General features: G+C 73.4%; 20 protein-coding genes. 18 read left to right on the forward strand and 2 right to left on the reverse strand.

What is annotated here, in order from left to right:
- Positions 1-95: 95 nt before the first annotated feature.
- Positions 96-1448, forward strand: a complete 1353-nt coding sequence (locus OG900_34190; GenBank protein WUH94703.1) for a replication-associated recombination protein A — start codon at positions 96-98, stop codon at positions 1446-1448.
- A gap of 22 nt (positions 1449-1470) precedes the next feature.
- Here OG900_34190 and OG900_34195 read toward each other — a convergent pair whose 3' ends face one another.
- Positions 1471-2265 carry a DUF2470 domain-containing protein gene (locus OG900_34195; GenBank protein WUH94704.1) on the reverse strand — a complete coding sequence of 265 codons (795 nt, stop codon included), beginning with the start codon at positions 2263-2265 and terminating at the stop codon, positions 1471-1473.
- A gap of 55 nt (positions 2266-2320) precedes the next feature.
- Here OG900_34195 and rpsD point away from each other — a divergent pair, with 55 nt between their 5' ends.
- Positions 2321-2935, forward strand: coding sequence for a 30S ribosomal protein S4 (gene rpsD, locus OG900_34200; GenBank protein WUH94705.1), 615 nt, complete (start codon positions 2321-2323; stop codon positions 2933-2935).
- A gap of 272 nt (positions 2936-3207) precedes the next feature.
- Here rpsD and OG900_34205 read toward each other — a convergent pair whose 3' ends face one another.
- On the reverse strand, positions 3208-5349 hold the full coding sequence (locus tag OG900_34205; GenBank protein ID WUH94706.1) for an AAA family ATPase: 2142 nt from the start codon (positions 5347-5349) through the stop codon (positions 3208-3210).
- A gap of 563 nt (positions 5350-5912) precedes the next feature.
- Between OG900_34205 and OG900_34210 the strand changes: the two genes are divergently transcribed.
- From OG900_34210 to fusA, 16 genes are all read left to right on the forward strand, one after another.
- A complete protein-coding gene (locus OG900_34210; protein ID WUH94707.1) occupies positions 5913-6332 on the forward strand; it encodes a DUF948 domain-containing protein in 420 nt (139 codons plus the stop codon).
- A gap of 6 nt (positions 6333-6338) precedes the next feature.
- Positions 6339-6668, forward strand: coding sequence for a DUF6167 family protein (locus OG900_34215; GenBank protein WUH94708.1), 330 nt, complete (start codon positions 6339-6341; stop codon positions 6666-6668).
- Positions 6668-9337 (forward strand): alanine--tRNA ligase, encoded by a 2670-nt coding sequence (gene alaS / locus OG900_34220; GenBank protein ID WUH94709.1) that lies wholly within the window; start codon positions 6668-6670, stop codon positions 9335-9337. The genes OG900_34215 and alaS overlap by 1 nt, the downstream gene beginning before the upstream one ends.
- A 50-nt stretch (positions 9338-9387) precedes the next feature.
- Entirely contained in the window at positions 9388-9852 is a 465-nt protein-coding gene (gene ruvX, locus OG900_34225; protein WUH96020.1) for a Holliday junction resolvase RuvX, read from the forward strand.
- 101 nt (positions 9853-9953) lie between these two features.
- Positions 9954-11810, forward strand: a complete 1857-nt coding sequence (gene mltG / locus OG900_34230) for an endolytic transglycosylase MltG (protein ID WUH94710.1) — start codon at positions 9954-9956, stop codon at positions 11808-11810.
- A 31-nt stretch (positions 11811-11841) separates the two neighbouring features.
- On the forward strand, positions 11842-12690 hold the full coding sequence (locus OG900_34235) for a shikimate dehydrogenase (protein WUH94711.1): 849 nt from the start codon (positions 11842-11844) through the stop codon (positions 12688-12690).
- Between the two features lie 111 nt (positions 12691-12801).
- Positions 12802-13986, forward strand: a complete 1185-nt coding sequence (gene aroC / locus OG900_34240; GenBank protein WUH94712.1) for a chorismate synthase — start codon at positions 12802-12804, stop codon at positions 13984-13986.
- The gene (locus OG900_34245) at positions 13983-14510 is read left to right on the forward strand and encodes a shikimate kinase (protein ID WUH94713.1); all 528 of its coding nucleotides are present in this window, start codon (positions 13983-13985) and stop codon (positions 14508-14510) included. Before aroC ends, OG900_34245 begins: the two co-directional genes overlap by 4 nt.
- Positions 14507-15640, forward strand: a complete 1134-nt coding sequence (aroB, locus tag OG900_34250) for a 3-dehydroquinate synthase (protein WUH94714.1) — start codon at positions 14507-14509, stop codon at positions 15638-15640. The genes OG900_34245 and aroB overlap by 4 nt, the downstream gene beginning before the upstream one ends.
- The gene (locus tag OG900_34255; GenBank protein ID WUH94715.1) at positions 15637-16077 is read left to right on the forward strand and encodes a 3-dehydroquinate dehydratase; all 441 of its coding nucleotides are present in this window, start codon (positions 15637-15639) and stop codon (positions 16075-16077) included. Before aroB ends, OG900_34255 begins: the two co-directional genes overlap by 4 nt.
- A gap of 574 nt (positions 16078-16651) precedes the next feature.
- Positions 16652-17353 carry an ATP-binding protein gene (locus tag OG900_34260; GenBank protein ID WUH94716.1) on the forward strand — a complete coding sequence of 234 codons (702 nt, stop codon included), beginning with the start codon at positions 16652-16654 and terminating at the stop codon, positions 17351-17353.
- Positions 17354-17662: 309 nt separating this feature from the next.
- The gene (locus OG900_34265; GenBank protein WUH94717.1) at positions 17663-18769 is read left to right on the forward strand and encodes an aminopeptidase P family protein; all 1107 of its coding nucleotides are present in this window, start codon (positions 17663-17665) and stop codon (positions 18767-18769) included.
- A gap of 54 nt (positions 18770-18823) precedes the next feature.
- Entirely contained in the window at positions 18824-19390 is a 567-nt protein-coding gene (efp, locus tag OG900_34270) for an elongation factor P (protein ID WUH94718.1), read from the forward strand.
- Positions 19391-19392: 2 nt separating this feature from the next.
- Entirely contained in the window at positions 19393-19818 is a 426-nt protein-coding gene (gene nusB, locus OG900_34275) for a transcription antitermination factor NusB (protein ID WUH94719.1), read from the forward strand.
- A gap of 103 nt (positions 19819-19921) precedes the next feature.
- Positions 19922-21379: an aminotransferase class V-fold PLP-dependent enzyme gene (locus OG900_34280; protein WUH94720.1), complete on the forward strand. Its 1458-nt coding sequence runs from the start codon at positions 19922-19924 to the stop codon at positions 21377-21379.
- Positions 21380-21707: 328 nt separating this feature from the next.
- Positions 21708-23756, forward strand: a complete 2049-nt coding sequence (fusA, locus tag OG900_34285; protein WUH94721.1) for an elongation factor G — start codon at positions 21708-21710, stop codon at positions 23754-23756.
- The last annotated feature ends 277 nt before the right edge of the window (positions 23757-24033 follow it).

Consider the following 24033-nt stretch of genomic DNA (forward strand, 5'->3'; position numbering starts at 1 on the left):
GTCCGACGCCGCCCGATCTTCTGCCGCCCGCGCCGGCCGCCCCCCCTGGTGGGCGGCCGGCGCGGTTGTCGTAGCGGTGACCTACGCTGCAAGACGTGGAACCAGACCTCTTCACCGCCGCAGCCGAGGACCGCAGGGAGCGCGACCCCGGGTCCAGCCCGCTCGCCGTAAGGATGCGCCCGCGCGTCCTGGACGAGGTCGTCGGGCAGCGGCACCTGCTGCGGCCCGGATCGCCGCTGCGGCGGCTGGTGGGGGACAGCGGCGGTCCCGCCGGGCCCTCGTCGGTGATCCTGTGGGGTCCGCCCGGCACCGGCAAGACCACCCTGGCGTATGTGGTCAGCAAGGCCACCGACAAGCGCTTCGTGGAGCTCTCCGCGATCACCGCGGGCGTCAAGGAGGTCCGCACGGTCATCGAGAGCGCCAAGCGCCAGTCCGGCGGCTTCCAGCGCGAGACCGTGCTCTTCCTGGACGAGATCCACCGCTTCAGCAAGGCGCAGCAGGACTCGCTGCTGCCCGCGGTGGAGAACCGCTGGGTCACCCTGATCGCGGCCACCACCGAGAACCCGTACTTCTCGGTGATCTCCCCGCTGCTGTCCCGCTCCCTGCTGCTCACCCTCGAACCGCTCACCGACGACGACCTGCGCGGGGTGCTGCGCCGCGCGCTGGACGAAGAGCGGGGCCTGGCGGGGGCGGTGAGCCTGCCGAAGGACGCCGAGGAGCACCTGCTGCGGGTCGCCGGCGGCGACGCCCGCCGCGCGCTGACCGCCCTGGAGGCCGGCGCGGGCTCGGCGCTGGCCAAGGGCGAGGACGCGATCACGCTCGCCACCCTGGAGGAGGCCGTCGACCGGGCCGCGGTCAGCTACGACCGGGACGGCGACCAGCACTACGACGTGGCCAGCGCCCTGATCAAGTCCATCCGCGGCTCCGACGTGGACGCGGCGCTGCACTACCTGGCCCGGATGATCGAGGCCGGCGAGGACCCCCGCTTCATCGCCCGCCGGCTGATGATCTCGGCCAGCGAGGACATCGGCCTCGCCGACTCCACCGCCCTGCCGACCGCGGTCGCCGCCGCGCAGGCGGTGGCGATGATCGGCTTCCCCGAGGCGTCGCTGATCCTCTCGCACGCCACCATCGCGCTGGCGCTGGCCCCGAAGTCCAACGCCGCCACCACCGCGATCGGCGCCGCGCTCGCCGACGTCAAGGAGGGCAAGGCGGGCCCGGTGCCCGCGCACCTGCGCGACGGGCACTACAAGGGCGCGGCCAAGCTGGGCCATGCCCAGGGCTACGTCTACCCGCACGATGTGCCGGGCGCGGTCGCCGCCCAGCGGTATCTCCCGCAGGAGCTGGCCGGCCGCCGCTACTACGAGCCGACGCGCTACGGAGCCGAGGGGCGCTACGCCGACGTCCTGGAGTGGGTGCGCGAGCGCCTCGCGGGCAGGGGCGAATAGCCGCCCCCCGTAAAGCCGCCGCTCAGTCCGCGCGCGCCGCCGCGAACAGCTCGCGCATCGCCCGCTGCGCGCCGTGCGGGCCCTGCACGGGCTCGGGGAAGTCGAAGCGCGCGTCGAAGGCGCCGTCCTCGGCGCGGAAGCGGACCCGCAGGCCGAAGCGGTCCAGCGCCACCGGCACCGCGCCGGTCGTGCAGCGGCCCGTGCCGGACACCAGGGAGCACAGCGCGCCGACCTCGTCGGCGTGCGCGGCCGCCAGGTGCTGCAGGATCTCCGCCTCGTGCGCCGCCAGCGGATCGGCGGCGGCGTCCGCGAACTCGTCGGGGTCGACCTGGGCCGCGCCCCACAGGTCGTCGAGCGAAATCTCGCCGGCCTCCAGGCGCAGCAGCTCCGCGCCCGCCTCGAACGAGCCGCCGGGCACCGCGGTCAGCCAGCCGGCGACCCACGCCCTGCCGCGGATCCGGTAGGGCACCGCGACCGGGGCCACATCAGTGACCTCCAGCACAGCCGCCGCCTCGTCGTCGGCGGCCGCGCGCACCGCGCGGACGGCGGGCGAATCGCGCGGGAACAGCAGGAAGACGTCTCCGGTGGGTCCCACGGAGTGCCGCAGCGGCACCAGAGGGGCGGTGGGCGCCGGCGCCAGACCGGGAATGACCAGCGCGGGGGACGAGTTACCCTCGACCAGAGTGCGTGCGCGTTCGGCAGCCGTGGGCTGCCGGGGCGCTTCTTCCACTTCGGGACGCGGCTGACCGTGCGGCGACCGCTCCGCCTGCTCCTGCGGGCCGGACACGTCGGGTACGGGGTTCCCGGGTCGAATCATGCGCACTCCTCAGTTAAGGTAAGCCTTACCTAATTTACACGGAGGTTCGACGCACGTGAATCAGTCGCGTCCCAAGGTCAAGAAGTCCAGGGCGCTGGGCATCGCGCTCACCCCGAAGGCGGTCAAGTACTTCGAGGCCCGCCCGTACCCGCCGGGTGAGCACGGCCGTGGTCGCAAGCAGAACAGCGACTACAAGACCCGCCTGCTGGAGAAGCAGCGGCTGCGTGCGCAGTACGACATCAGCGAGCGGCAGATGCAGCGCGCCTACGACCGGGCCAAGAAGGCGTCCGGACTGCGTACCGGCGAGGCGCTGATCATCGAGCTGGAGCGCCGCCTCGACGCCCTCGTCCTGCGCTCGGGCCTGGCCCGCACCATCTACCAGTCCCGGCAGATGGTCGTGCACGGCCACATCGAGGTCAACGGCCGCAAGGTCGACAAGCCCTCCTACCGGGTGCGCCCCGACGACGTCGTCCAGGTCCGCGAGCGGTCCCGCGAGAAGACCCCCTTCCTGGTCGCCCGCGAAGGCGGCTGGGCCGGCGACGGCGAGGCCCCGCGCTACCTGCAGATCAACCTCCAGGCGCTGGCGTTTCGGCTGGACCGCGACCCCAACCGCAAGGAGATCCCGGTGATCTGCGACGAGCAGCTGGTCGTGGAGTACTACGCCCGCTGACCGCCGCACCACCCCGCAGCACCCTCAGCCCGCCGCCTCAGGAGAGGCGGCGGGCTGGGGCCTGTCCGGCAAATCCCGTCTGGCTGGCGGGGCGTGGCACGCACGCTCTCCCCCTGCCTTCGGCGGGAGGTGCCCCCAGCGTTGTCGGTCGTCGGCGCGGCCCGCTGCGCTCTGTCCCCCTGGGCCTGGCGGCCCGGGTGGTGCCCCCACCCTCCGCCTTGCGATGGCACGCACCAGACTCCGCCAGCCCCGCCCCAACGGGGCGGACGATGCTATTTGCCAGACAGGCCCTCGTGCGTACGCGGCGCGGGCGCCCGCACCGGGCCGTGCTGCTCGCCGCGCACCGCGCCGCGCGGCCGGTTCAACACCCGGTGTGCCGCCGCGTCCAGGCCGAGCCGGCCGCCCTCGCCCAGTGCCGCCGCGTAGGCCGCCTCGCCCAGCACCGCCCGCACCCGCTGCTCGCACGCCGCGTGCGGGGCGTTGAAATACCGCGAGCCGAACAGCCGCAGGCCCACCGACTCCCACAGCCGGCCCGCCGCGCCCTGCAACACCGCCGCCTCGTACGGCGCCCCCTCGCCCTCGGTGATCAGCGCCAGCAGCTCCAGTGCAAGCACCGCGCCCACCAGGTCGTCGAAGGAGTGGTCGATGGCCAGCGACTCCTCGGCCAGCCGCCTCGCCCGCTGCGGTTCACCGCCCAGCCAGGCCGCGTAGCCCAGCACGTACAGCGCGTACGCCAGAGCCCAGCGCTCACCGTGGTCCCGGCAGATGTCCCTGACCTCCTCGGCCAGCAGCACCGCCTGCTCCACATCGCCCTGGAAGGCCACCGACATCGCCAACTCGACCTGCGCCATCAGCACGTTGCTGTTCAGCTCGCCGATCGAGCGGTAGCGCAGCAGGGCGTCGTCGATGAACCGCTCCGCGCGCGGCATGTCGTCGGAGACCAGCGCCAGGCAGCCGAGCCGGTGCAGCGCGTACGCCTCCGCCACCGCGTTGCCCGCGGCCCGCGCCTCGTCGCGGCACTCCTGGAGCACCGCCAGCGCCGCCGCCGAGTCGCCCTGGAGCAGCGCCACATAGCCGTAGACCCACATCACCTTCGCGCGGGCCTCCGACCGCTCGGCCGGCAGCTCCAGCGCCCGGCCCAGCCAGTGCCTGCCCTCCGCGAGCCGCCCGCAGCCCACCCAGCAGAACCACAGGGTGCCCGCCAGGTACTGGCCCACCGCCGGGTCCTCCGACGGCTCGCCCGGAATCCCGTCAAGGCTGAACTCCAGCGCCAGCCGCAGGTTCGGCAGGTCCGCCGCGACCCGCTCCGCGACCTCCGCCTGCCGCGGGCTGAACCAGTCCAGCTCGCACCAGGTGGCCAGCCCCAGATACCAGTCCCGGTGCCTGCGCCGCACCCTGCCCTCGTCGCCCAGCGCGGCCAGCCACCCGGCGCCGTACTCCCGGACGCTGTCCAGCATCCCGTAGCGGGCCGGGCCGCCCCCGGCGACCTCCTGCCGGCTCAGCACCGACTGGTCGACCAGAGCGGCGACCGCCTCCACGACCTCGTCCTCGGGAATGCCGCCGCCCACGCACACGTACTCCACCGCCTCCAGGTCGAAGTGGCCCGCGAAGACCGACAGCCGCGCCCACAGCAGCCGCTCGGCCGGGCTGCACAGCTCATGGCTCCAGCCGATCGCGGTACGCAGCGCCCGGTGCCGCGCGGGCGCGCTCGGGTCGCCGCCGGTCAGCAGCCGGAAACGGTCGTCGAGGCGTTCGAGCACCTGCTCCACCGACAGCGCGCGCAACCGCACCGCGGCCAGCTCCAGCGCCAGCGGCAGCCCGTCGAGCCGGGCACACAACTCGGCCACCGCGGCGGAATTCCCCGCCGTCACGGCGAAACCCGGCAGCACCGCCGCCGCCCGCTCGGCGAACAGCCGCACCGCGTCCGAGCCGACGGGCAGCGGCTGGAGCGGCAGCAGCTGCTCACCGGTGATGCCCAGCGGCCGCCGCCCCACCGCGAGCACCCGCAGCCCCGGCGCCCGCCGCAGCAGATCGGCGGCCAGCTCCGCACACGGCCCGGCCAGCCGGTCGAACCCGTCGAGCACCAGCAGCAGTTCGCGGTCGGCCAGATGCTCGGCCAGCGCCTCCCGCGGCGCCCTGCTGGTGTGGTCGGGCAGCCGCAGCGCCTCGGCGACGGTGTGGTCCACCAGATCGGCGCCGTGCAGGGCGATCAGCTCGACGAGCCAGACGCCGTCGCGGAAACGGTCCTGCACGGACCGGGCGGCGCGCAGCGCCACCCGGGACTTCCCGACCCCGCCCGCCCCGGTGACCGTCACCAGTCGCGATCCGGCCACCAACGCGCTCAACCGATCGACTTCCGACGTCCTACCGACAAACCCGGTCAGCTCGGACGGGAGGTTACCCTCAGTCTCCATGGTGCACGCAGCGTACTTGACCGTCAACGCTACGTACAGCGGGCCTCGGGCCCCGTAAGGAGGTTCTCCCTTGCCCTGGGGGCGCCTCCTTCGCGCCCCCCGCGGCCGGTGTGCTCCGTTCTCCCCCGGTGCTTCGCGTGGGGGTACCCCGCGCGCCCCTGGGCGGGTGCCTCGTCCTGTCGCGTTCACAGTCGTGGTTCGCTGCGGCTGGTCGCGCAGTTCCCCGCGCCCCTTTGGGTCCTGCGTCCTCCTGCGCCCGGCGTTAGCCCCTGGCGGGGGCCGGGCCCTCCGCGCAGGAGGACGACCGTCTTTCAGGGGCGCGTGGGGGTACCCCCACGCGAAGCACCGGGGGAGAACGGAACGCCCCGCCGGCGAGGTGGGAAAGGCGAACGACCACCGCGAGTGGCAATCACCCAGGGGTGCGGGGAAGTGCGCGAGAAGCCCCCACCCGGGGAGGGTCCGGGTGCGACCCGGGCGCACCCGGGAATGCGGTACGGCCCGAACCTCGCGGCGCGATAGGCTCGGAAGCCAACCGACCTGGTGACGAGAGGGAGCGCGGCAAGGTGTCCGGTGGAGAAGTGGCCGGCGTGGCCGGCCTCGTCGTCGCGGTGTTCTGGGCGATCCTCGTAGCGTTCCTCGCCGTCGCGCTCGCGCGCCTGGCCGGGACGCTGCGGCGCACCACGGAGCTGGTCGCCGGGATCACCGAGCAGGCTGTACCGCTGCTCGGCGAGGCCTCCGACGCGCTGCGCTCCGCGCACACCCAGCTCGACCGGGTGGACACGATCACCGCGGACGTCGCCGAGGTGACCGCGAACGCCTCCGCGCTGTCCTCCACCGTCGCCAGCACCTTCGGCGGCCCCCTGGTGAAGGTCGCGGCCTTCGGCTACGGGGTGCGGCGCGCGGTCGGACTGCAGGCCGGCGGCGCCGGCAAGGTGCTGCCCGCCGCCCGACGCGCCCGCCGCCGCAACCGCTCGAAGGACTGAGGCCCCATGTTCCGCCGTCTGTTCTGGTTCCTGACCGGTGCCGCCACCGGAGTGTGGGCCACCACCAAGGTCAACCGCGCGCTGCGCCGGCTCAGCCCGGAGAGCCTGGCCGCGACCGCGGCCGACCGCGCGCTGGAGACCGGCGCGCGGCTGCGCACCTTCGCCCACGACGTCAGGGCGGGCATGGCGCAGCGCGAAGGGGAACTGCAGGACGCCCTCGGGCTGACCGGCGCGGACGACACCCGCCGCGCCGCCCCGCGGGAGCTGGACACCGACCTCCCGGCACCGCGCCGGGGCATTGCGTACAACGCGTACGACCGGAAGGACGATCACTGATGGAGTCGGCAGAAATCCGCCGCCGCTGGCTGCGCTTCTTCGAGGAGCGCGGACACACCGTTGTGCCGTCGGCGTCCCTCATCGCCGACGACCCGACGCTGCTGCTGGTCCCGGCGGGCATGGTCCCCTTCAAGCCGTACTTCCTCGGCGAGGTCAAGCCGCCCTTCCGGCGTGCCACCAGCGTCCAGAAGTGCGTGCGCACCCCGGACATCGAAGAGGTCGGCAAGACCACCAGGCACGGCACGTTCTTCCAGATGTGCGGCAACTTCTCCTTCGGCGACTACTTCAAGGAAGGCGCCATCCGCTACGCCTGGGAGCTGCTCACCACGCCCCAGGACAAGGGCGGTTACGGCCTGGAGCCGGAGAAGCTCTGGATCACCGTCTACGAGCAGGACGACGAGGCCGAGCGGATCTGGCGCGACGAGATCGGCGTGCCCGCCGAGCGCATCCAGCGGCTCGGCATGGGCCCCAACTTCTGGTCCATGGGCGTGCCGGGACCCTGCGGCCCCTGCTCGGAGATCAACTACGACCGCGGCCCGGAATTCGGCGTCGAGGGCGGCCCCGCCGTCAACGACGAGCGCTACGTGGAGATCTGGAACCTGGTCTTCATGCAGTACGAGCGCGGCGCGGGCGAGGGCAAGGAGGACTTCCCGATCCTCGGCGACCTGCCCGCCAAGAACATCGACACCGGCCTCGGCCTGGAACGCCTCGCGATGATCCTGCAGGGCGTGCAGAACATGTACGAGACCGACACCCTGCGCGTCGTGATCGACAAGGCCACCGAGCTGACCGGCGTCCGCTACGGGCAGGCGCACGACACCGACGTGGCCCTGCGGGTCGTCGCCGACCACATGCGCACCTCGATGATGCTCATCGGCGACGGCGTCACCCCCGGCAACGAGGGCCGCGGCTACGTGCTGCGCCGCATCATGCGCCGTGCCATCCGCAACATGCGGCTGCTCGGCGCCCACGACCCGGTCGCCGCCGAGCTGATCGACGTGGTCCTCAAGACGATGGGCGAGCAGTATCCGGAGCTGCTCACCGACCGCAAGCGGATCGAGACCGTCGCGCTCGCCGAGGAGGCCGCCTTCCTCAAGACGCTCAGGGCCGGCACCAACATCCTCGACACCGCCGTCACCGAGACCAAGCAGGCAGGCGGCACCGTGCTGTCCGGCAGCCAGGCCTTCCTGCTGCACGACACCTGGGGCTTCCCGATCGACCTCACCCTGGAGATGGCCTCTGAGCAGGGCCTGTCCGTGGACGAGGACGGCTTCCGGCGGCTGATGAAGGAGCAGCGCGACCGCGCCAAGGCCGACGCCCGCGCCAAGAAGACCGGCCACGCCGACCTGTCCGCCTACCGCGAGGTCGCCGACCGCACGGGCGGCACCGAATTCGTCGGTTACACCCACGACCACAACGAGGCCACCGTCGTCGGCCTGCTGGTCGACGGCCTGCCCTCGCCGGCCGCCACCGAGGGCGACGAGGTCGAGGTCGTCCTCGACCGCACCCCCTTCTACGCCGAGGGCGGCGGCCAGCTCGCCGACACCGGCCGCATCCGGGTCGAGGGCGGCGCCGTCGTCGAGGTCAGGGACGTCCAGCAGCCGGTGCCCGGCGTCAGCGTGCACAAGGGCGTCGTCCAGGTCGGCGAGATCACCGTCGGAGCCACCGCCCTGGCCCAGATCGACCTGGTCCGCCGCCGCGCCATCGCCCGCGCCCACAGCGCCACCCACCTCACCCACCAGGCGCTGCGCGACGCCCTCGGCCCGACCGCCGCCCAGGCCGGCTCGGAGAATTCCCCCGGCCGCTTCCGCTTCGACTTCGGCTCGCCGACCGCCGTCCCCGGCGGCGTGCTGACCGACGTCGAGCAGAAGATCAACGAGGTGCTGGCCCGTGAACTGGACGTCACCGCCGAGGTGCTGCCCATCGCGGAGGCCAAACGGCAGGGCGCCATCGCCGAGTTCGGCGAGAAGTACGGCGAGCACGTCCGGGTCGTCACCATCGGCGACTTCTCCAAGGAGCTGTGCGGCGGCACCCACGTGCACAACACCGCCCAGCTCGGCCTGGTCAAGCTGCTCGGCGAGTCGTCGATCGGCTCCGGTGTACGCCGGGTCGAGGCCCTGGTCGGCGTGGACGCCTACAACTTCCTGGCCCGCGAGCACACCGTCGTGGCCCAGCTGACCGAACTGGTCAAGGGCCGGCCCGAGGAGCTGCCCGACAAGATCTCCGGCATGCTCGCCAAGCTCAAGGACGCCGAGAAGGAGATCGAGCGCTTCCGCGCCGAGAAGGTGCTGCAGGCCGCCGCCGGACTCGCCCAGACCGCACAGGACGTCAAGGGCGTCGCCCTGGTCACCGGTTCGGTGCCGGACGGCACCGGCGCCGACGACCTGCGCCGGCTGGTGCTCGACGTGCGGCAGCGCATCACCGGCGGCCGCCCGGCCGTCGTGGCGCTGTTCACCGTCGCGGGCGGCCGCCCGCTGACCGTGGTCGCCACCAACGAGGGCGCCCGCGAGCGCGGCATCAAGGCCGGCGAGCTGGTCCGTACCGCCGCCAAGGCACTCGGCGGCGGCGGGGGCGGCAAGGACGACGTCGCCCAGGGCGGCGGGCAGAACCCGGCCGCCGTCCAGGACGCCGTCGAGGCCGTGCAGCGGCTCGTCGGCGAGAAGGTCTGACGGTGGGCGGAACTGCGGACGAGGACGGCACCGAGCCGGGCAGGCCCGCCATGCGGCGCGGCCGCCGGCTCGGTGTCGACGTCGGGGACGCCAGGATCGGGGTCGCCTCCTGCGACCCCGACGGCATCCTCGCCACCCCGGTCGAGACGGTGCCGGGCCGCGACGTGCCCGCGGCCCTGCGCAGGCTCGCCGACATCGTCACCGAGTACGAGCCGATCGAGGTCGTCGTCGGGCTGCCGCGCTCGCTCAACGGCACCGAGGGCCCGGCCGCGGCCAAGGTGCGGACCTTCGCGCGAAGTGTGGCGAAAATCATCGACCCGGTGCCGGTGCGCCTGGTGGACGAGCGGATGACGACCGTGACGGCCACACAGGGGCTGCGGGCGTCCGGTGTGAAGGCGAAGAAGGGACGCTCCGTAGTCGACCAGGCTGCGGCCGTCATCATTCTGCAGAGTGCGCTGGAGACCGAGAGGGTGTCGGGTAAAGCTCCTGGGGAGAGCGTCCAATCCTTCATCTGATCGCGATACGGTAACGTTCCGCGCGACACGGCGGCGCCTTCTGGCGCCGCCCGTTTCGCAAGGTCGGCAGACCCGACGCCGACCGCGTACCAAGGGGACCGATGACTGACTATGGCCGGGGCTCCGGCTCCGAACCGTGGCACCCGGACGACCCGCTGTTCGGCGATGCGTACGACCAGGGCCAGGGGTACCCGCAGCAGCCGCCGCAGCCGCAGGGAGGCGAGTGGCAGGACCCGTACGCCACAGGTCAGCATCAGCAGCAGTACCCGCAGCAGGGCACCGGCCAGTACCCCCAGCAGCAGTACCCGCAGCACCAGCAGCAGTACCCGGTGCAGCAGCCGCAGCAGCACGACACGGGCCAGTACCAGCAGCAGCCCCAGCAGCAGTATCCGCAGCAGGGCGGCTACGGCTACGACACCGGCTCGCACGCGACGTACGACACCGGTTCGCACCCGACCGGCGGCTACCCCGCCCAGGACCCGTACGGCGGCCAGCAGCCCGACTACTACGGCCAGGGCGGCGGCTACCAGCAGCAGCCGCAGCAGTACCACCAGCAGCCTGGCCCCGGTATGCAGCAGCCCCAGCAGCCGGGCCCCGGCATGCAGCAGCCGCAGCAACCCCAGCCGTCGCAGGGCCCGCAGCCAGGCCACCCCGCAGCGGGGCAGGCCGGACAGGCGCGGCTCCAGCAGCCGGGCCCCGGCGGGCGCCCGCAGGAGCCGGGCGCCAGGCCGCTGCGCACCGCCCCCGGCAATACCGGCGAGTGGAATCCCGACGAGGACTCCGACCCGCGCGAGCACGCCTTCTTCGCCGACCGCGACGACCACGACGATGACGACCACACCCCGGCCGGCGGCGAGAGCGGCGGCCGGCGGGCCGGCAAGAACCAGCCCAAGGGCGGCAAGAAGCGCCGCAGCGGCTGCGCCTGCCTGACCGTCCTGCTGGTGCTCGGCGGCGGCCTCGCCGGCGGTGTCTACTACGGCTACGGCGTCTACCAGGACCACTTCGGCCCCGCCCCCGACTACTCGGGCAACGGCACCGGCTCGGTCCAGGTCGAGATCCCCAAGGGCTCGACCCTGACCACCATGGGCAACCTGCTCAAGAAGGCCGGCGTGGTCAAGAGCGTCGACGCCTTCACGGCCGCGGCCCGCGGCAACCCCAAGGGCCAGAGCATCCAGGCCGGTGTCTACCTGCTCAACAAGAACATGTCCGCGGCGGCGGCCGTCACGATGATGCTCGACCCCAAGTCGCAGAATTCCATGATCATAAGCGAGGGCATGCGCGACAAGCAGATCTACGCCGCCATCGACAAGCAGCTCGCGCTCAAGCCCGGCACCACCGAGGGCGTCGCCCACGCCAAGGCGAAGAGTCTCGGCCTGCCCGACTGGGCCGACACATCGAGCAAGGTCAAGGACCCGCTGGAGGGCTTCCTCTTCCCGTCCCGCTACAGCGTGGCCAAGGGCATGAAACCCGAGGACCTGCTGAAGCAGATGATCGGCTCGGCCAAGGAGCAGTTCGCGCAGTTCGACCTGGCCGGCGAGGCGAAGAAGCAGGGCCTGAGCAGCCCGTACCAGCTGCTCACCGTCGCCAGCCTGGTGCAGGCCGAGGGCAAGACCGACGACGACTTCCGCAAGATGGCCAAGGTCATCTACGACCGGCTGCTGCCCAGCAACAAGCAGCAGACCAACTTCCTGCTGCAGTTCGACTCGACGTACAACTACATCAAGAACACCAGCGACACGTCGATCGCCCTCAAGGACATCCACGGGCTCAAGGACACCTACAACACGTACCGGTACAAGGGCCTGACTCCGGGGCCGATCGGCAACCCCGGCATCAAGGCGCTGAAGGCCGCGATGGACCCGGACTCCGGGCCCTGGTACTTCTTCATCTCGCTGGACGGCAAGACCACCCGGTTCACCGAGACGCTGGCCGAGTTCAACAAGATCAAGGGCGAGTAGCCCAGGCGGCGGCAGGCAGGAAGCAACGTCAGTGAACAGCACAGCTCCGCCTTCGGGCACCCGCCGCGCCGCCGTTCTCGGCTCGCCCATCGCGCACTCGCTGTCCCCGGTCCTGCACCGGGCCGCGTACGCCGCGATGGGCCTGGCCGGCTGGCGCTACGACCGCTTCGAGGTCGACGAGGACGCCCTGCCCGGCTTCCTCGACGGCCTCGACCCGGCCGAGTGGGCAGGCCTGTCGCTGACGATGCCGCTCAAGCGGGCGGTGATCCCGCTGCTCGACAGCGTCAGCGACACCGCCGCCTCGGTGGAGGCCGTCAACACCGTCGTCCTCGGCGCCGACGGCCGCCGCAGCGGCGACAACACCGACATCCCCGGCATGCTCGCCGCCCTGCGCGAACGCGGCATCACCACGGTGCCGTCCGCAGCGATCCTCGGCGCCGGCGCCACCGCGTCCTCCGCGCTGGCCGCGCTCTCCCGCATCTGCACCGGCGAGGTGACGGCGTACGTACGCGGCCCGGCGCGCGCCGCCGAGATGCGGGAGTGGGGTACGCGCCTCGGCGTCACCGTACGCACCGCCGACTGGGCCGATGCCGCGAAGGCGCTGGACGAGCCGCTGGTCGTCGCCACCACCCCGGCCGGCGCCGCCGACCACCTGGCCGCCGCCGTCCCCGACCGCCCCGGCGCCCTCTTCGACGTCCTCTACCACCCCTGGCCGACCCCGCTGGCCGGCGCCTGGACCCGCCGCGGCGCCCCGGTCGTCAGCGGCCTCGACCTGCTCGTCCACCAGGCCGTACTCCAGGTCGAACAGCACACCGGCCACGGCGACGTACCACTGCCGGCGATGCGCGCGGCCGGCGAGTCGGCGCTCGGCGGGCACTGACGCCCGCACGCCCCGGGCCGCGTCCCGCACCCTGGACGCCGGTCCTGGCGGCCGGGGGAAACGTGGGAGGATCGAAGCGAGAGACGGCAGGGCGTTTTCGAGGGAGCACCGTTGAGCAGGTTGCGCTGGCTGACCGCGGGGGAGTCGCACGGCCCCGCACTCGTCGCGACGCTGGAGGGGCTGCCCTCCGGAGTGCCCGTCACCACCGAGATGGTGGGCGACGCGCTCGCCCGGCGCAGGCTCGGCTACGGTCGCGGCGCGCGGATGAAGTTCGAGCGCGACGAGGTCACCTTCCTCGGCGGTGTGCGGCACGGGCTCACCATGGGCAGCCCGGTGGCGGTGATGGTCGGCAACACCGAGTGGCCCAAGTGGGAGCAGGTGATGGCCGCCGACCCGGTCGACCCCGAGATCCTCGCCGGCCTGGCACGCAACGCGCCGCTGACCCGGCCCCGCCCCGGCCACGCCGACCTCGCCGGCATGCAGAAGTACGACCTGGACGAAGCCCGCCCGGTGCTGGAGCGCGCCAGCGCCCGCGAGACCGCGGCCAGGGTCGCACTCGGCGCGGTCGCCCGCTCCTACCTCAAGGAGACCGCGGGCATCGAGATCGTCTCCCACGTGGTGGAGCTGGCCGGCGCCAAGGCCCCGTACGGCGTGCTGCCGGTGCCCGGCGACGAGGCCAGGCTCGACGCCGACCCGGTGCGCTGTTTCGACCCGGACGCCAGCGAGGCGATGGTCGCCGAGATCGACCAGGCGCACAAGGACGGCGACACCCTCGGCGGTGTCGTCGAGGTCCTCGCCTACGGCGTGCCCGTCGGCCTCGGCTCGCACGTCCACTGGGACCGCAGGCTCGACTCCCGGCTCGCCGGCGCCCTGATGGGCATCCAGGCCATCAAGGGCGTCGAGGTCGGCGACGGCTTCGACCTCGCCCGCGTCCCCGGCTCCCAGGCGCACGACGAGATCCTGCCGGGCCCCGACGGCGTCCGCCGCGCCTCCGGCCACTCCGGCGGCACCGAGGGCGGCATGAGCACCGGCGAACTGCTCAGGGTGCGCGCCGCGATGAAGCCCATCGCGACCGTCCCGCGCGCGCTGGCCACCATCGACACCGCCACCGGTGAGGCCGCCCAGGCCCACCACCAGCGCTCCGACGTCTGCGCGGTGCCCGCCGCGGGCATCGTCGCCGAGGCCATGGTCGCCCTGGTGCTCGCCGACGCCGTCGCCGAGAAGTTCGGCGGCGACTCCGTCGCACAGACCCGGCGCAGCGTCCGCGGCTACCTCGACCACCTGGTCGTCCGGTGACCGCCCCCGCCGGCCCCCCGGCCGTCGTCCTCGTCGGGCCGCCGGGAGCGGGCAAGACCACGGTCGGCCGCATCCTCGCCGACCGGCTCGGCGTCGGCTACCGCGACACCGACGCCGACATCGAGGCGGCCGCGGGCAGCCCCATCCCCGACATCTTCATCGACCAGGGCGAGCCGCACTTCCGCGATCTGGAGCGCACCGCCGTCCGGGACGCGCTCGCCGGCCACGGCGGGGTGCTGTCGCTCGGCGGCGGCGCGATCATGGACGAGACCACCCGGGCGCTGCTGCGCGGGCTGCCGGTGGTCTTCCTCGACGTCGGCCTGCACGCGGCCGTCCGCCGGGTCGGCCTCGACGCGCCACGCCCGCTGCTCGCGGTCAACCCCCGGCAGAGCTGGCGCGACCTGATGGAAAAGCGCCGCCCCCTCTACACCGAGGTCGCCAGGGTCGTCGTCGGCACCGACGAGGGCACCCCCGAGGACGTGGCCGAAGCCGTCCTCCACGCACTCCAGTTGAAGGACGCATGAGCGAGAACCGTCCCCAGACCGCGCCCCCCGTCCGCATCACCGTCGCGGGCACCGCGGGCACGCAGGCCTACGACGTACTGATCGGCCACCAACTGCTCGGCGAACTGCCCGGGTTGATCGGATCGAAGGCTGGGGGTCCCCCCGCCGCAGGTAAGGGGAGGGTCGCCGTACTGCACCCCGAGGCGCTGGCCGGCACCGGCGAGGCGGTACGCGAGGACCTCGCGGAGCAGGGCTACGAGGCGATCACCATCCAGCTGCCCAACGCCGAGGAGGCCAAGACCGCCGAGGTCGCCGCCTACTGCTGGAAGGCACTCGGCCAGACCGGCTTCACCCGCACCGACGTCATCGTCGGCGTCGGCGGCGGCGCCACCACCGACCTGGCCGGCTTCGTCGCCGCGACCTGGCTGCGCGGGGTGCGCTGGATCGCCGTCCCCACCACCGTGCTCGGCATGGTCGACGCGGCCGTCGGCGGCAAGACCGGCATCAACACCGCCGAGGGCAAGAACCTGGTCGGTGCCTTCCACCCGCCCGCCGGAGTGCTCTGCGACCTGGCCGCACTCGACTCGCTCGGCGAGCACGACTACGTCAGCGGCCTCGCCGAGATCATCAAGGCCGGCTTCATCGCCGACCCGGTGATCCTCGACCTCATCGAAGCCGACCCGCAGGCCGCCCGCAGCCCGCGGTACGCGCACACCGCCGAGCTGATCGAACGCGCGATCCGCGTCAAGGCAGAGGTCGTCTCCAGCGACCTCAAGGAGTCCGGGCCCCGCGAGATCCTCAACTACGGCCACACCCTGGCGCACGCCATCGAGAAGAACGAGCGCTACAACTGGCGGCACGGTGCCGCCGTCTCCGTCGGCATGGTCTTCGCCGCGGAGCTGGGCCGGCTCGCCGGCCGCCTCGATGACGCCACCGCCGACCGCCACCGCGCCGTCCTCGGCGCGGTCGGCCTGCCGCTGACCTACCGCGGCGACCAGTGGCCCCGGCTGCTGGAGACCATGCGGGTCGACAAGAAGTCCCGCGGCGACCTGCTGCGCTTCATCGTCCTGGACGGCCTCGGCAAGCCCACGGTCCTCGAAGGCCCCGACCCGGCGGTCCTGCTCGCCGCCTACGGGGAGGTGTCCGCGTGACCCGCCCGGTCCTGGTGCTCAACGGCCCCAACCTCGGCCGCCTCGGCTCCCGCGAGCCCGACGTCTACGGCTCCACGTCCTACGCGGGCCTCGTCGAGGAGTGCCGCAAGGTCGGCGCCGACCTCGGCTTCGACGTCGAGGTCCGCGAGACCAACGACGAGGCCGAACTGATCGGCTGGCTCCACGAAGCGGCCGACGGCCGCATCCCCGTCGTCCTCAACCCGGGTGCCTTCACGCACTACTCCTACGGCCTGCGCGACGCAGCGGCCCAGCGCACGGCGCCGCTCATCGAGGTCCACATCTCCAACCCCTACGCCCGCGAGGCCTTCCGCCACACCTCCGTCATCGCCGCGGTGGCCTCCGGCACGATCGCAGGCTTCGGCCTCGCCTCCTACCGCCTGGCCTTGCAGTCCCTGTCCACCCCCACCCCGTCCTAGCCAACGCCCCGGGAGGGTGCCCCCCAGGGGCGCAACCACCCACCGGCCCGTGGTCCGGCACGGACCGATCAGCCCCTTTCGGGTCGGTGGCGACGTGCGGCTTGTCGCGGGCTGGTCGCGCGGTTCCCCGCGCCCCTGAGGGGCGCTGTCTGCCGCAGAGAGCACCATCCGGGGGCGCGGGGCTGTATCCGATCTGCGGCTGGCGCCGCTTGGGTGCGTTCAACCACTTGCCGTTGTGTGTCGACGGACCGGCACCACCCCGGGGGCGCGGGGAGCGGCGCGAGCAACCAGCCACCGTCCGGTGGTCCGGAGCGGACCGAAGAGCCCTTTCGGGTCGGTGACGACGTGCGGCTTGTCGAGGGCTGGTCGCGCAGTTCCCCGCGCCCCTGAAGGGCACCCCCTTGCCGGAGGGGAAGCGCGGAACCCCCGCGCCCGGAAAGGGCGAACCCTCCCGCGCGGAGCGCGTGGGCACTCGGGAGGATTCCCGGGCGTTCACCAAAGGACGCACGGGGACGGTACCGTTCCATGTCAACCCGCGCGGCAGCGCACACCGCACGAGATGGAGTCGGCCGACATGCAGCACGCTGTGGGGGCGCCGCAGCCCGGCGGGGGGCCGACGCCGCCCGTCGTAAGCGTCACCGGGCACTTCCCGCTGCCCGCGGCGGCCCCCGTGCAGATGCCCGCGCCGGAAGGCAACGGCTCGCTGTCCGGCGGCGCGCACGGCCCGGTGGCCGTCCTGCTGATCGGCGCCGCGGGCGCGGGCAAGACCACGATCGCCCGGCACTGGGCGGACCACCGGGGCGCCCCGACCGCGCACATCAGCCTCGACGACGTACGCGAATGGGTCCGGGCCGGCTTCGCCGACCCGCAGGCCGGGTGGAACGAGCACTCCGAGGCGCAGTATCGCCTCGCCCGCCGCACCTGCGGCTTCGCGGCCCGCAGCTTCCTGGCCAACGGCGTGTCCTGCATCATCGACGACGCCGTCTTCCCCGACCGCCCCGCGGTCGGCCTCGGCGGCTGGAAGCGGCACGTCGGCCCCGGCCTGCTCCCGGTGGTCCTGCTGCCCGGCCTGGACATCGTCCTCACCCGCAATGCCGAGCGCACCGGCAACCGGCGGCTCTCCGACGAGGAGGTCGCCCGTATCCACGGGCGCATGGCCGGCTGGTACGGATCGGGCCTCCCCATCATCGACAACTCCCACCTCGACGTCGCCGCGGCCGCCGCGGCCCTCGACCGCGTCGTGGCCCGCAGCATCCAGGGCCCCCCGGTCTGGTGACGCCCCCGGACGCGCAGAGGGCGCCCCTCAGGGGCGCGGGGAACTGCGCGCTCAGCCGTCGGCAAGCCGCACGTCGTCACCGTCCGAAAGCGGCTGTCCGGTCCTCCCCCAGAGCTTCGCCCGGGGGTACCCCCATCTCCTTCGCTCCGGACCACCAGCCGATGGAGGGCTGAGCGGGCAGCCCCAGGCGCCCCGAAGGGCACCCCTGCGCAGGGGGAACCGCACACCCCCCGTGCCCGGGGGAGGGGACGCGACCCTCCGGGGCGCCGAAAAGGGGCGGAGGGAGGGTGGGCGCCATAAGCTCACGGCATGGCCGAGGTGCATGCGACCCGCAGGGACCGGCTGCGCGAGCGGTGCGCGGCGGCAGGGCTGGGTGCCGCGCTGGTGACGCGGCCGGCGAACGTACGGTATCTGGCCGGGTGCGCGCCGCCCGGGTCCGCGCTGCTCGTCGGGCCGGGTCCCGAGGACACCCTCGTGCATCTGCGGCCGCCGCCGGACGACCAGGGCGAGGCCGACCCGGACGACCTGCGCTCGACGGTGCTGGCGTCGCCCGACGGCGACGCGGCCGTCGCCGCCGCGACACTGGCCCGGGAGCAGCACGCGGACTCCCTCGCCGTCGAGGAGCACCACCTCACCGTGGCGCGCCACCGCGCCATCGGCTCGGTGGCGGACGCCCTGCTGCTGTCCGACCTCGGCGGAGCCGTCGAGCAGCTGCGGCTGGTCAAGGACGAGCACGAGATCGCCGCGCTGCGGATAGCCGCGGAGATCGCCGACCAGGCGCTCGGCGAGCTGCTGGAGTCGATCCTGGTCGGCCGCACCGAACGGCACCTGGCGCTGGAGCTGGAGCGGCGGCTGGTCGACCACGGCGCCGACAGCGCCGCCTTCCCCACTTCCGTGGGCACCGGCCCGCACTCCGGGACGGCCCGGCACGTGCCGACCGACCGGCGGGTCGAGGAGGGCGACTTCCTCACGGTCCGCCTCGGCGCGTGCTACCGCGGTTACCGCTGCGAGGTGGGCCGCACCTTCGTGATCGGTACGGCTCCGGCCGGCTGGCAGATCGATCTGTACGACCTGGTCTTCAACGCCCAGCGGGCCGGCCGTGAGGCCCTGGCACCCGGTGTGGCCTGCCGGGACGTCGATCGGGCGACCCGCCAGCCGCTGGTCGCCGCGGGGCACGGGGACGGGGTGGCGCAGTGGTCGGGGCACGGTGTGGGCCTGGAAATCGACGAGGACCCTCAGTTGTCACCTGCGGCCATGGGTAAACTGGACGCTTGCGTGCCGGTCACCGTCGAACCGGGGGTCCACCTTCCGGGCCGCGGCGGCGTCCGCATCGACGACACACTCGTCGTACGCCCCCTGGCGGACGGCGGGCCCGAGCTACTCACCATCACGACCAAGGAACTCCTCGCCCTGTGACGGGCGCGGGTCTCCGCGGTCCCCGAAGCAGCACTTTCAGGAGATTCCGCAACCGTGGCCACCACGAACGACCTCAAGAACGGCCTCGTGCTCAAGCTCGACAGCGGCCAGCTCTGGACCGTAGTCGAGTTCCAGCACGTCAAGCCCGGCAAGGGCCCCGCCTTCGTGCGCACCAAGCTGAAGCACGTGCTCTCCGGGAAGGTCGTCGACAAGACCTTCAACGCGGGTGTGAAGGTCGAGACCGCCAACGTCGACAAGCGCGGCATGCAGTTCTCCTACAAGGACGGCACCGACTTCGTCTTCATGGACACCGAGACCTACGACCAGATCACGGTCACCCCCGAGGTCGTCGGCGACGCCGCCAACTACCTGCTCGAAGGCTTCGAGGCCGTCGTGGCGATGTACGAGGGCGCGCCGCTCTACATCGAGCTGCCCGCCTCCGTCGAGCTGGTCATCGAGTACACCGAGCCCGGTGTGCAGGGCGACCGCTCCACCGGCGGCTCCAAGCCGGCGCGGCTGGAGACCGGCTACGAGATCGGTGTCCCGCTGTTCATCACCACGGGTGAAAAGGTGAAGGTCGACACCCGTACGGGCGACTACCTCGGCCGGGTGAACAGCTAACCGTGGCTGCCCGGAACAAGGCCCGCAAGCGTGCCTTCCAGATCCTCTTCGAGGCGGAACAGCGGGGTGCAGACCCGGTGACCGTCATGGCGGACTGGATCCGGCTCGCCCGGACCGACGACCGGCAGCCGCCGGTCACCGAGTACACGATGCAGCTGGTCGAGGGGTACACGGCACATGCCGCGCCGATCGACGACCTGCTGTCCGCGCACGCGGTGGGCTGGGCGCTGGACCGCATGCCGGTGGTGGACCGCAACGTGCTGCGGCTCGGCGCCTACGAGCTGATCTGGGAGGACGACGTCCCGGACGCGGTCGTGCTGGACGAGGCGGTGCAGCTCGCCAAGGAGTTCTCCACGGAGGAGTCGCCGTCGTTCGTCAACGGCCTGCTCGGCAAGCTGATGGAGCTGAAGCCGACACTGCCGCGGTAGCCACCCGCACCGTGCCCCTTGACCAGGCCCGACAGCAGAAGGTGAACAATATTCTGCTTCGGGCCTGGTGTCCGCCGCGGGTCCTGGCCTAGATTCCTGCCGCATGGACCATGTGGCGGGACCCGGCGGCGACGACTCGATCCTGGCCCGGCTCGACCGGCTGCGGGCCGCCGACCTGCCGGTGCGCGGCGGCCGCACCATGGCCTACGTCTACGACTCCGGGCTCGCCGGGCTCGACGAGCTGGCCGCCCGCGCCCAGGCCGCCTTCGCCGGCGTCAACGGCCTGGACATGACCGCCTTCCCCAGCGTCGTCGCGCTGGAGAACGACATCGTCGGGCAGGCCGCCCGGCTGCTCGGCGGCGGCCCCGCCACCGCCGGCACCTTCACCAGCGGCGGCACCGAGAGCTGCCTGCTCGCCGTACTGACCGCCCGCGAGCACGCCGCCAGGACCCGCGGGGTCGCTGCGCCCGAGATCGTGCTGCCGCAGACCGCGCACGCCGCCTTCCACAAGGCCGCCGCCCTCTTCGGCCTCACCGCGGTCACCGTCCCCGTCGACCCCGGCACCTTCCGGGTACGGCCGCAGGACGTCGCCGCCGCCCTCACCCCGCGCACCGCCCTCGTCGTGGCCTCGGCGCCCTCCTACGCGCACGGCGTGATCGACCCGGTGCGGGAGGTCGCCGCCGCCGCCGCGGAGCGGGACGTGCTGTGCCATGTCGACGCCTGCATCGGCGGCTGGTACCTCGGGCACCGCGCGCTCGCCGACGGCATCGCACCGCCGCCGCCCTTCGACCTGGCGGTGCCCGGCGTCAGCTCGCTCTCCGTCGACCTGCACAAGTACGGCTACACCCCCAAGGGCGCCTCCGTGCTGCTCTTCCGCGACGCGGAACTGCGCAGGCACGGCTGGTTCGCGCACGCCTCCTGGCCCGGCTACCCGGTGGTCAACGCGACGCTCCAGGGCACCAAGTCCGCGGGGCCGCTCGCCGCGGCCTGGGCGGTCACGCACAAGGTCGGCACCAGCGGATACGTCGAGCTGGCCCGGCGGGTGCACGAGGCGACCAGGCAGCTGGTGGACGGCATCGCCCGGATCGACGGGCTGCGGGTGCTCGGCGAACCCGACGCCTCGCTGGTCGCGGTCGCCGCCGACGACCCGGCGCTCGACCCCTTCGTGGTCGCCGACGAGATGCGGCTGCGCGGCTGGTACCTCCAGCCGCAGCCCGCCTACGCAGGCTCGCCGCCGAACGTGCACCTCACGGTGACCGCGGCCGTCGCCGACCCGGCCCGTATCGCCGACCTGCTGGCCGAACTCGCCGCCGCTGTGGACCGGGCCCGCGCCCTCGGCCCGGCCACCGTCGACCCGGGCATCGCCGAGATCGCCGCCGCCCTCGACCCCGCGACCCTCGGCCCCGCCGAGGTCGCCCTCGCCCTGGAGGTCGCCGGGGTCGGCGCCGACGGCAGCCTCCCGCAGCGGATGGCGCCGGTGCTCGCCGTACTCCAGGCGCTGCCCGCACCCCTGACGGAGCGTCTGCTGCCCGAGGTGGTCTCCCGGCTGTACGCGGGCTGAGCGCCCGCCGGCCCACCGGAAAACCGGGTGCCGCGCCCACCGCGACCGGTTACGCTCCCCGTGGAATCGCGCGCCGACAGCCTTGTGCGGCACGCCCGTTGACGAGTGAGGGGAGCCGGCCGTGCGCAACCGCACCGCTGCTGTCGTCCCCCCGTCGCGGCACGAGGTGATCCTGGTGTCTTCGCGCCTCCGGCGCCGGCTGCGCGGCCGGCCCCGGACCCCCTGACACACCCGCTGGAAGGCCGGCTCCCGGCCGGTACCGCAGGACCGGTGTGCCCGGGGAATCGCGCCCGCCCCTTTCCCTGATCATCCCGAAAGGCCCAGGGCCGTGCGAAGCACCCACGACCGCCAGACCGCCAACCCGCTCGCCGCCGTCCGCAACCTCGGCATCCTCGCCCACGTGGACGCGGGCAAGACCACCCTCACCGAGCGGGTCCTCTACCTCACCGGCGCCATCCACAAGCGCGGCGAGGTCCACGACGGCACCACCGTCACCGACTTCGACCCGCAGGAGCGCGACCGCGGCATCACCATCTCCGCCGCGGCCGTCAGCTGCGACTGGGACGGCCACCGCGTCAACCTCATCGACACACCCGGGCACGTCGACTTCGCCGACGAGGTCGAGCGCTCGCTGCGCGTTCTCGACGGCGCCGTCGCCGTCTTCGACGCCGTCGCGGGCGTCGAACCGCAGAGCGAGTCGGTGTGGCGGCAGGCCGACAGGTACGCCGTCCCGCGGATCGCCTTCGTCAACAAGCTGGACCGGGCCGGCGCCGACCTCGACACCGCGGTCGGCTCCATCAGGCGGCGGCTGCACACCGTGCCGCTGGTCGTCCAGCTGCCGATCGGGCGCGAGGACGGCTTCACCGGTGTCGTCGACCTGCTCGCGATGCGTGCGCTGGTCTGGGCCGACGGCGCCGACACGTACACCGTCGGCGACGTGCCCGGCGACCTGCTCGCCGAGGCGCGGCTGCGCCGCCGGCTGCTGGAGGAGACGGCGGCGGAGATGCACCCGGCCGCGCTGGAGGAATTCTGCGCGGGCGGCTCCGTGAGCGCGGCGACGCTGGCCACGGCACTGCGCGACCTCACCCGCGGCGGCGAGGCCGTGGTGGTGCTGTGCGGCTCCGCCTACCGCAACCGCGGTGTCGAGCCGCTGCTCGACGCCGTCAACGCCTACCTGCCCTCACCGCTGGACGTCCCCGCGGTCAGCGGCACGGCGGGCGGCCTGCCCGCCGAGCGGCCCGCCGACCCGGCGGCGCCCTTCGCCGGCCTGGTCTTCAAGGTCGGCGCCACTGCCACCGGGCGCCTGACGTACCTGCGGATCTACTCGGGAACACTGCGGAAGGGGGACACCGTGCTGGACGCCGGCACGCGCAGGAACGAACGCGTCGGCCGCATCCTGCGGGTCCAGGCCGACCGGCACGCGGAAATGGACCAGGCGGTCGCCGGCGACATCGTCGCGCTGGTCGGGCCCAAGGCCGCGCGGGCCGGCGCCACGCTCTGCGCACCGGACGCCCCGCTGGTCCTGGAACCGCCCGCGGTGGCCGCGCCCGTCGTCGCCATGGCCGTCGAGGCCGGCCGCGACGCCGACACCGAGCGGCTCGTCGGCGCGCTGGCCCGGCTGGTCGAGGAGGACCCGTCGCTCGCGGTGCGCACCGACCGGGAGACCGGGCAGCTGGTGCTGGCCGGCATGGGCGAGCTGCACCTGGAGGTCGCGGTGGAGAAGATCCGCCGCGCCCTCGGCATCCAGGTCGCGGTCGGCCGCCCGCAGGTCGCCTACCGGGAGACCGTGCTGCGCGGGGTGACCGGCCACGTCCACCGGCACGTCAAGCAGGACGGCGGGGCGGGGCAGTTCGCCCACGTCGTCATCGACGTGGCGCCGCTGGCCGGGGACGGCTTCGCCTTCGCGTCCACCGTCACCGGCGGGCGGGTGCCGCGCGAGTACGTGCGGGCGGTCGAGAACGGCTGCCGGGACGCGCTCGCCGAGGGGCCGCTGGGCGGCCACCCGGTCACGGGCGTGCGCGTCACGCTGACGGACGGGGCGACCCACCCGAAGGACTCCTCGGAGATGGCCTTCCGCACGGCCGGCCGCTTCGCGCTCCAGGCGGCACTTCGCGCCTGCGCGATGCGGTTGCTCGAACCGGTCGTCGAGGTCACCGCCACGGTGCCGGACGCTGCGCTGGGCGCCGTACTCGGCGACCTCGCGGGCCGCCGCGCGCGGGTCGGCGGCTCCGTCGCCCTGGCGGGCAGCACGGTCGTCACGGCGACGGTGCCGCTGGCTGCGCTGTTCGGTTACGCCAGTGCCCTGCGTGCTCGCACGCAGGGCCGCGGGACCTTCACCACCCGCCCCACGGGTTACGCCCCTACCGGGCCCGCCTAGCGCCCCCTGGCGCCCCTTCCCCCCGGCCCCCCGGGGGGAAGGGGCGCCCCGTGCGGTGCCGTTGCTTGCCTGCGGCCCGGTGGGTGGCTTGTCTCGCAGTTCCCCGAGCCCCTGGGTGGCTGCCTCTCGCTGTGGCGTTCACCGTTGCGGTTCGCTGTGGCTGGGCCCCCACCGGGCCGCGAGGTGAAGGCACGCCTGGGAAAAGGGGCGCCCGGGGCGGGCGCCCCGGGGTAGGGGTGGCCCGCCCCGGGCGGCGGGACGTTTCTGCAGGTTCCGG

This window comes from Streptomyces sp. NBC_00433 (assembly GCA_036015235.1).
Classification (GTDB): Bacteria; Actinomycetota; Actinomycetes; order Streptomycetales; family Streptomycetaceae; genus Actinacidiphila.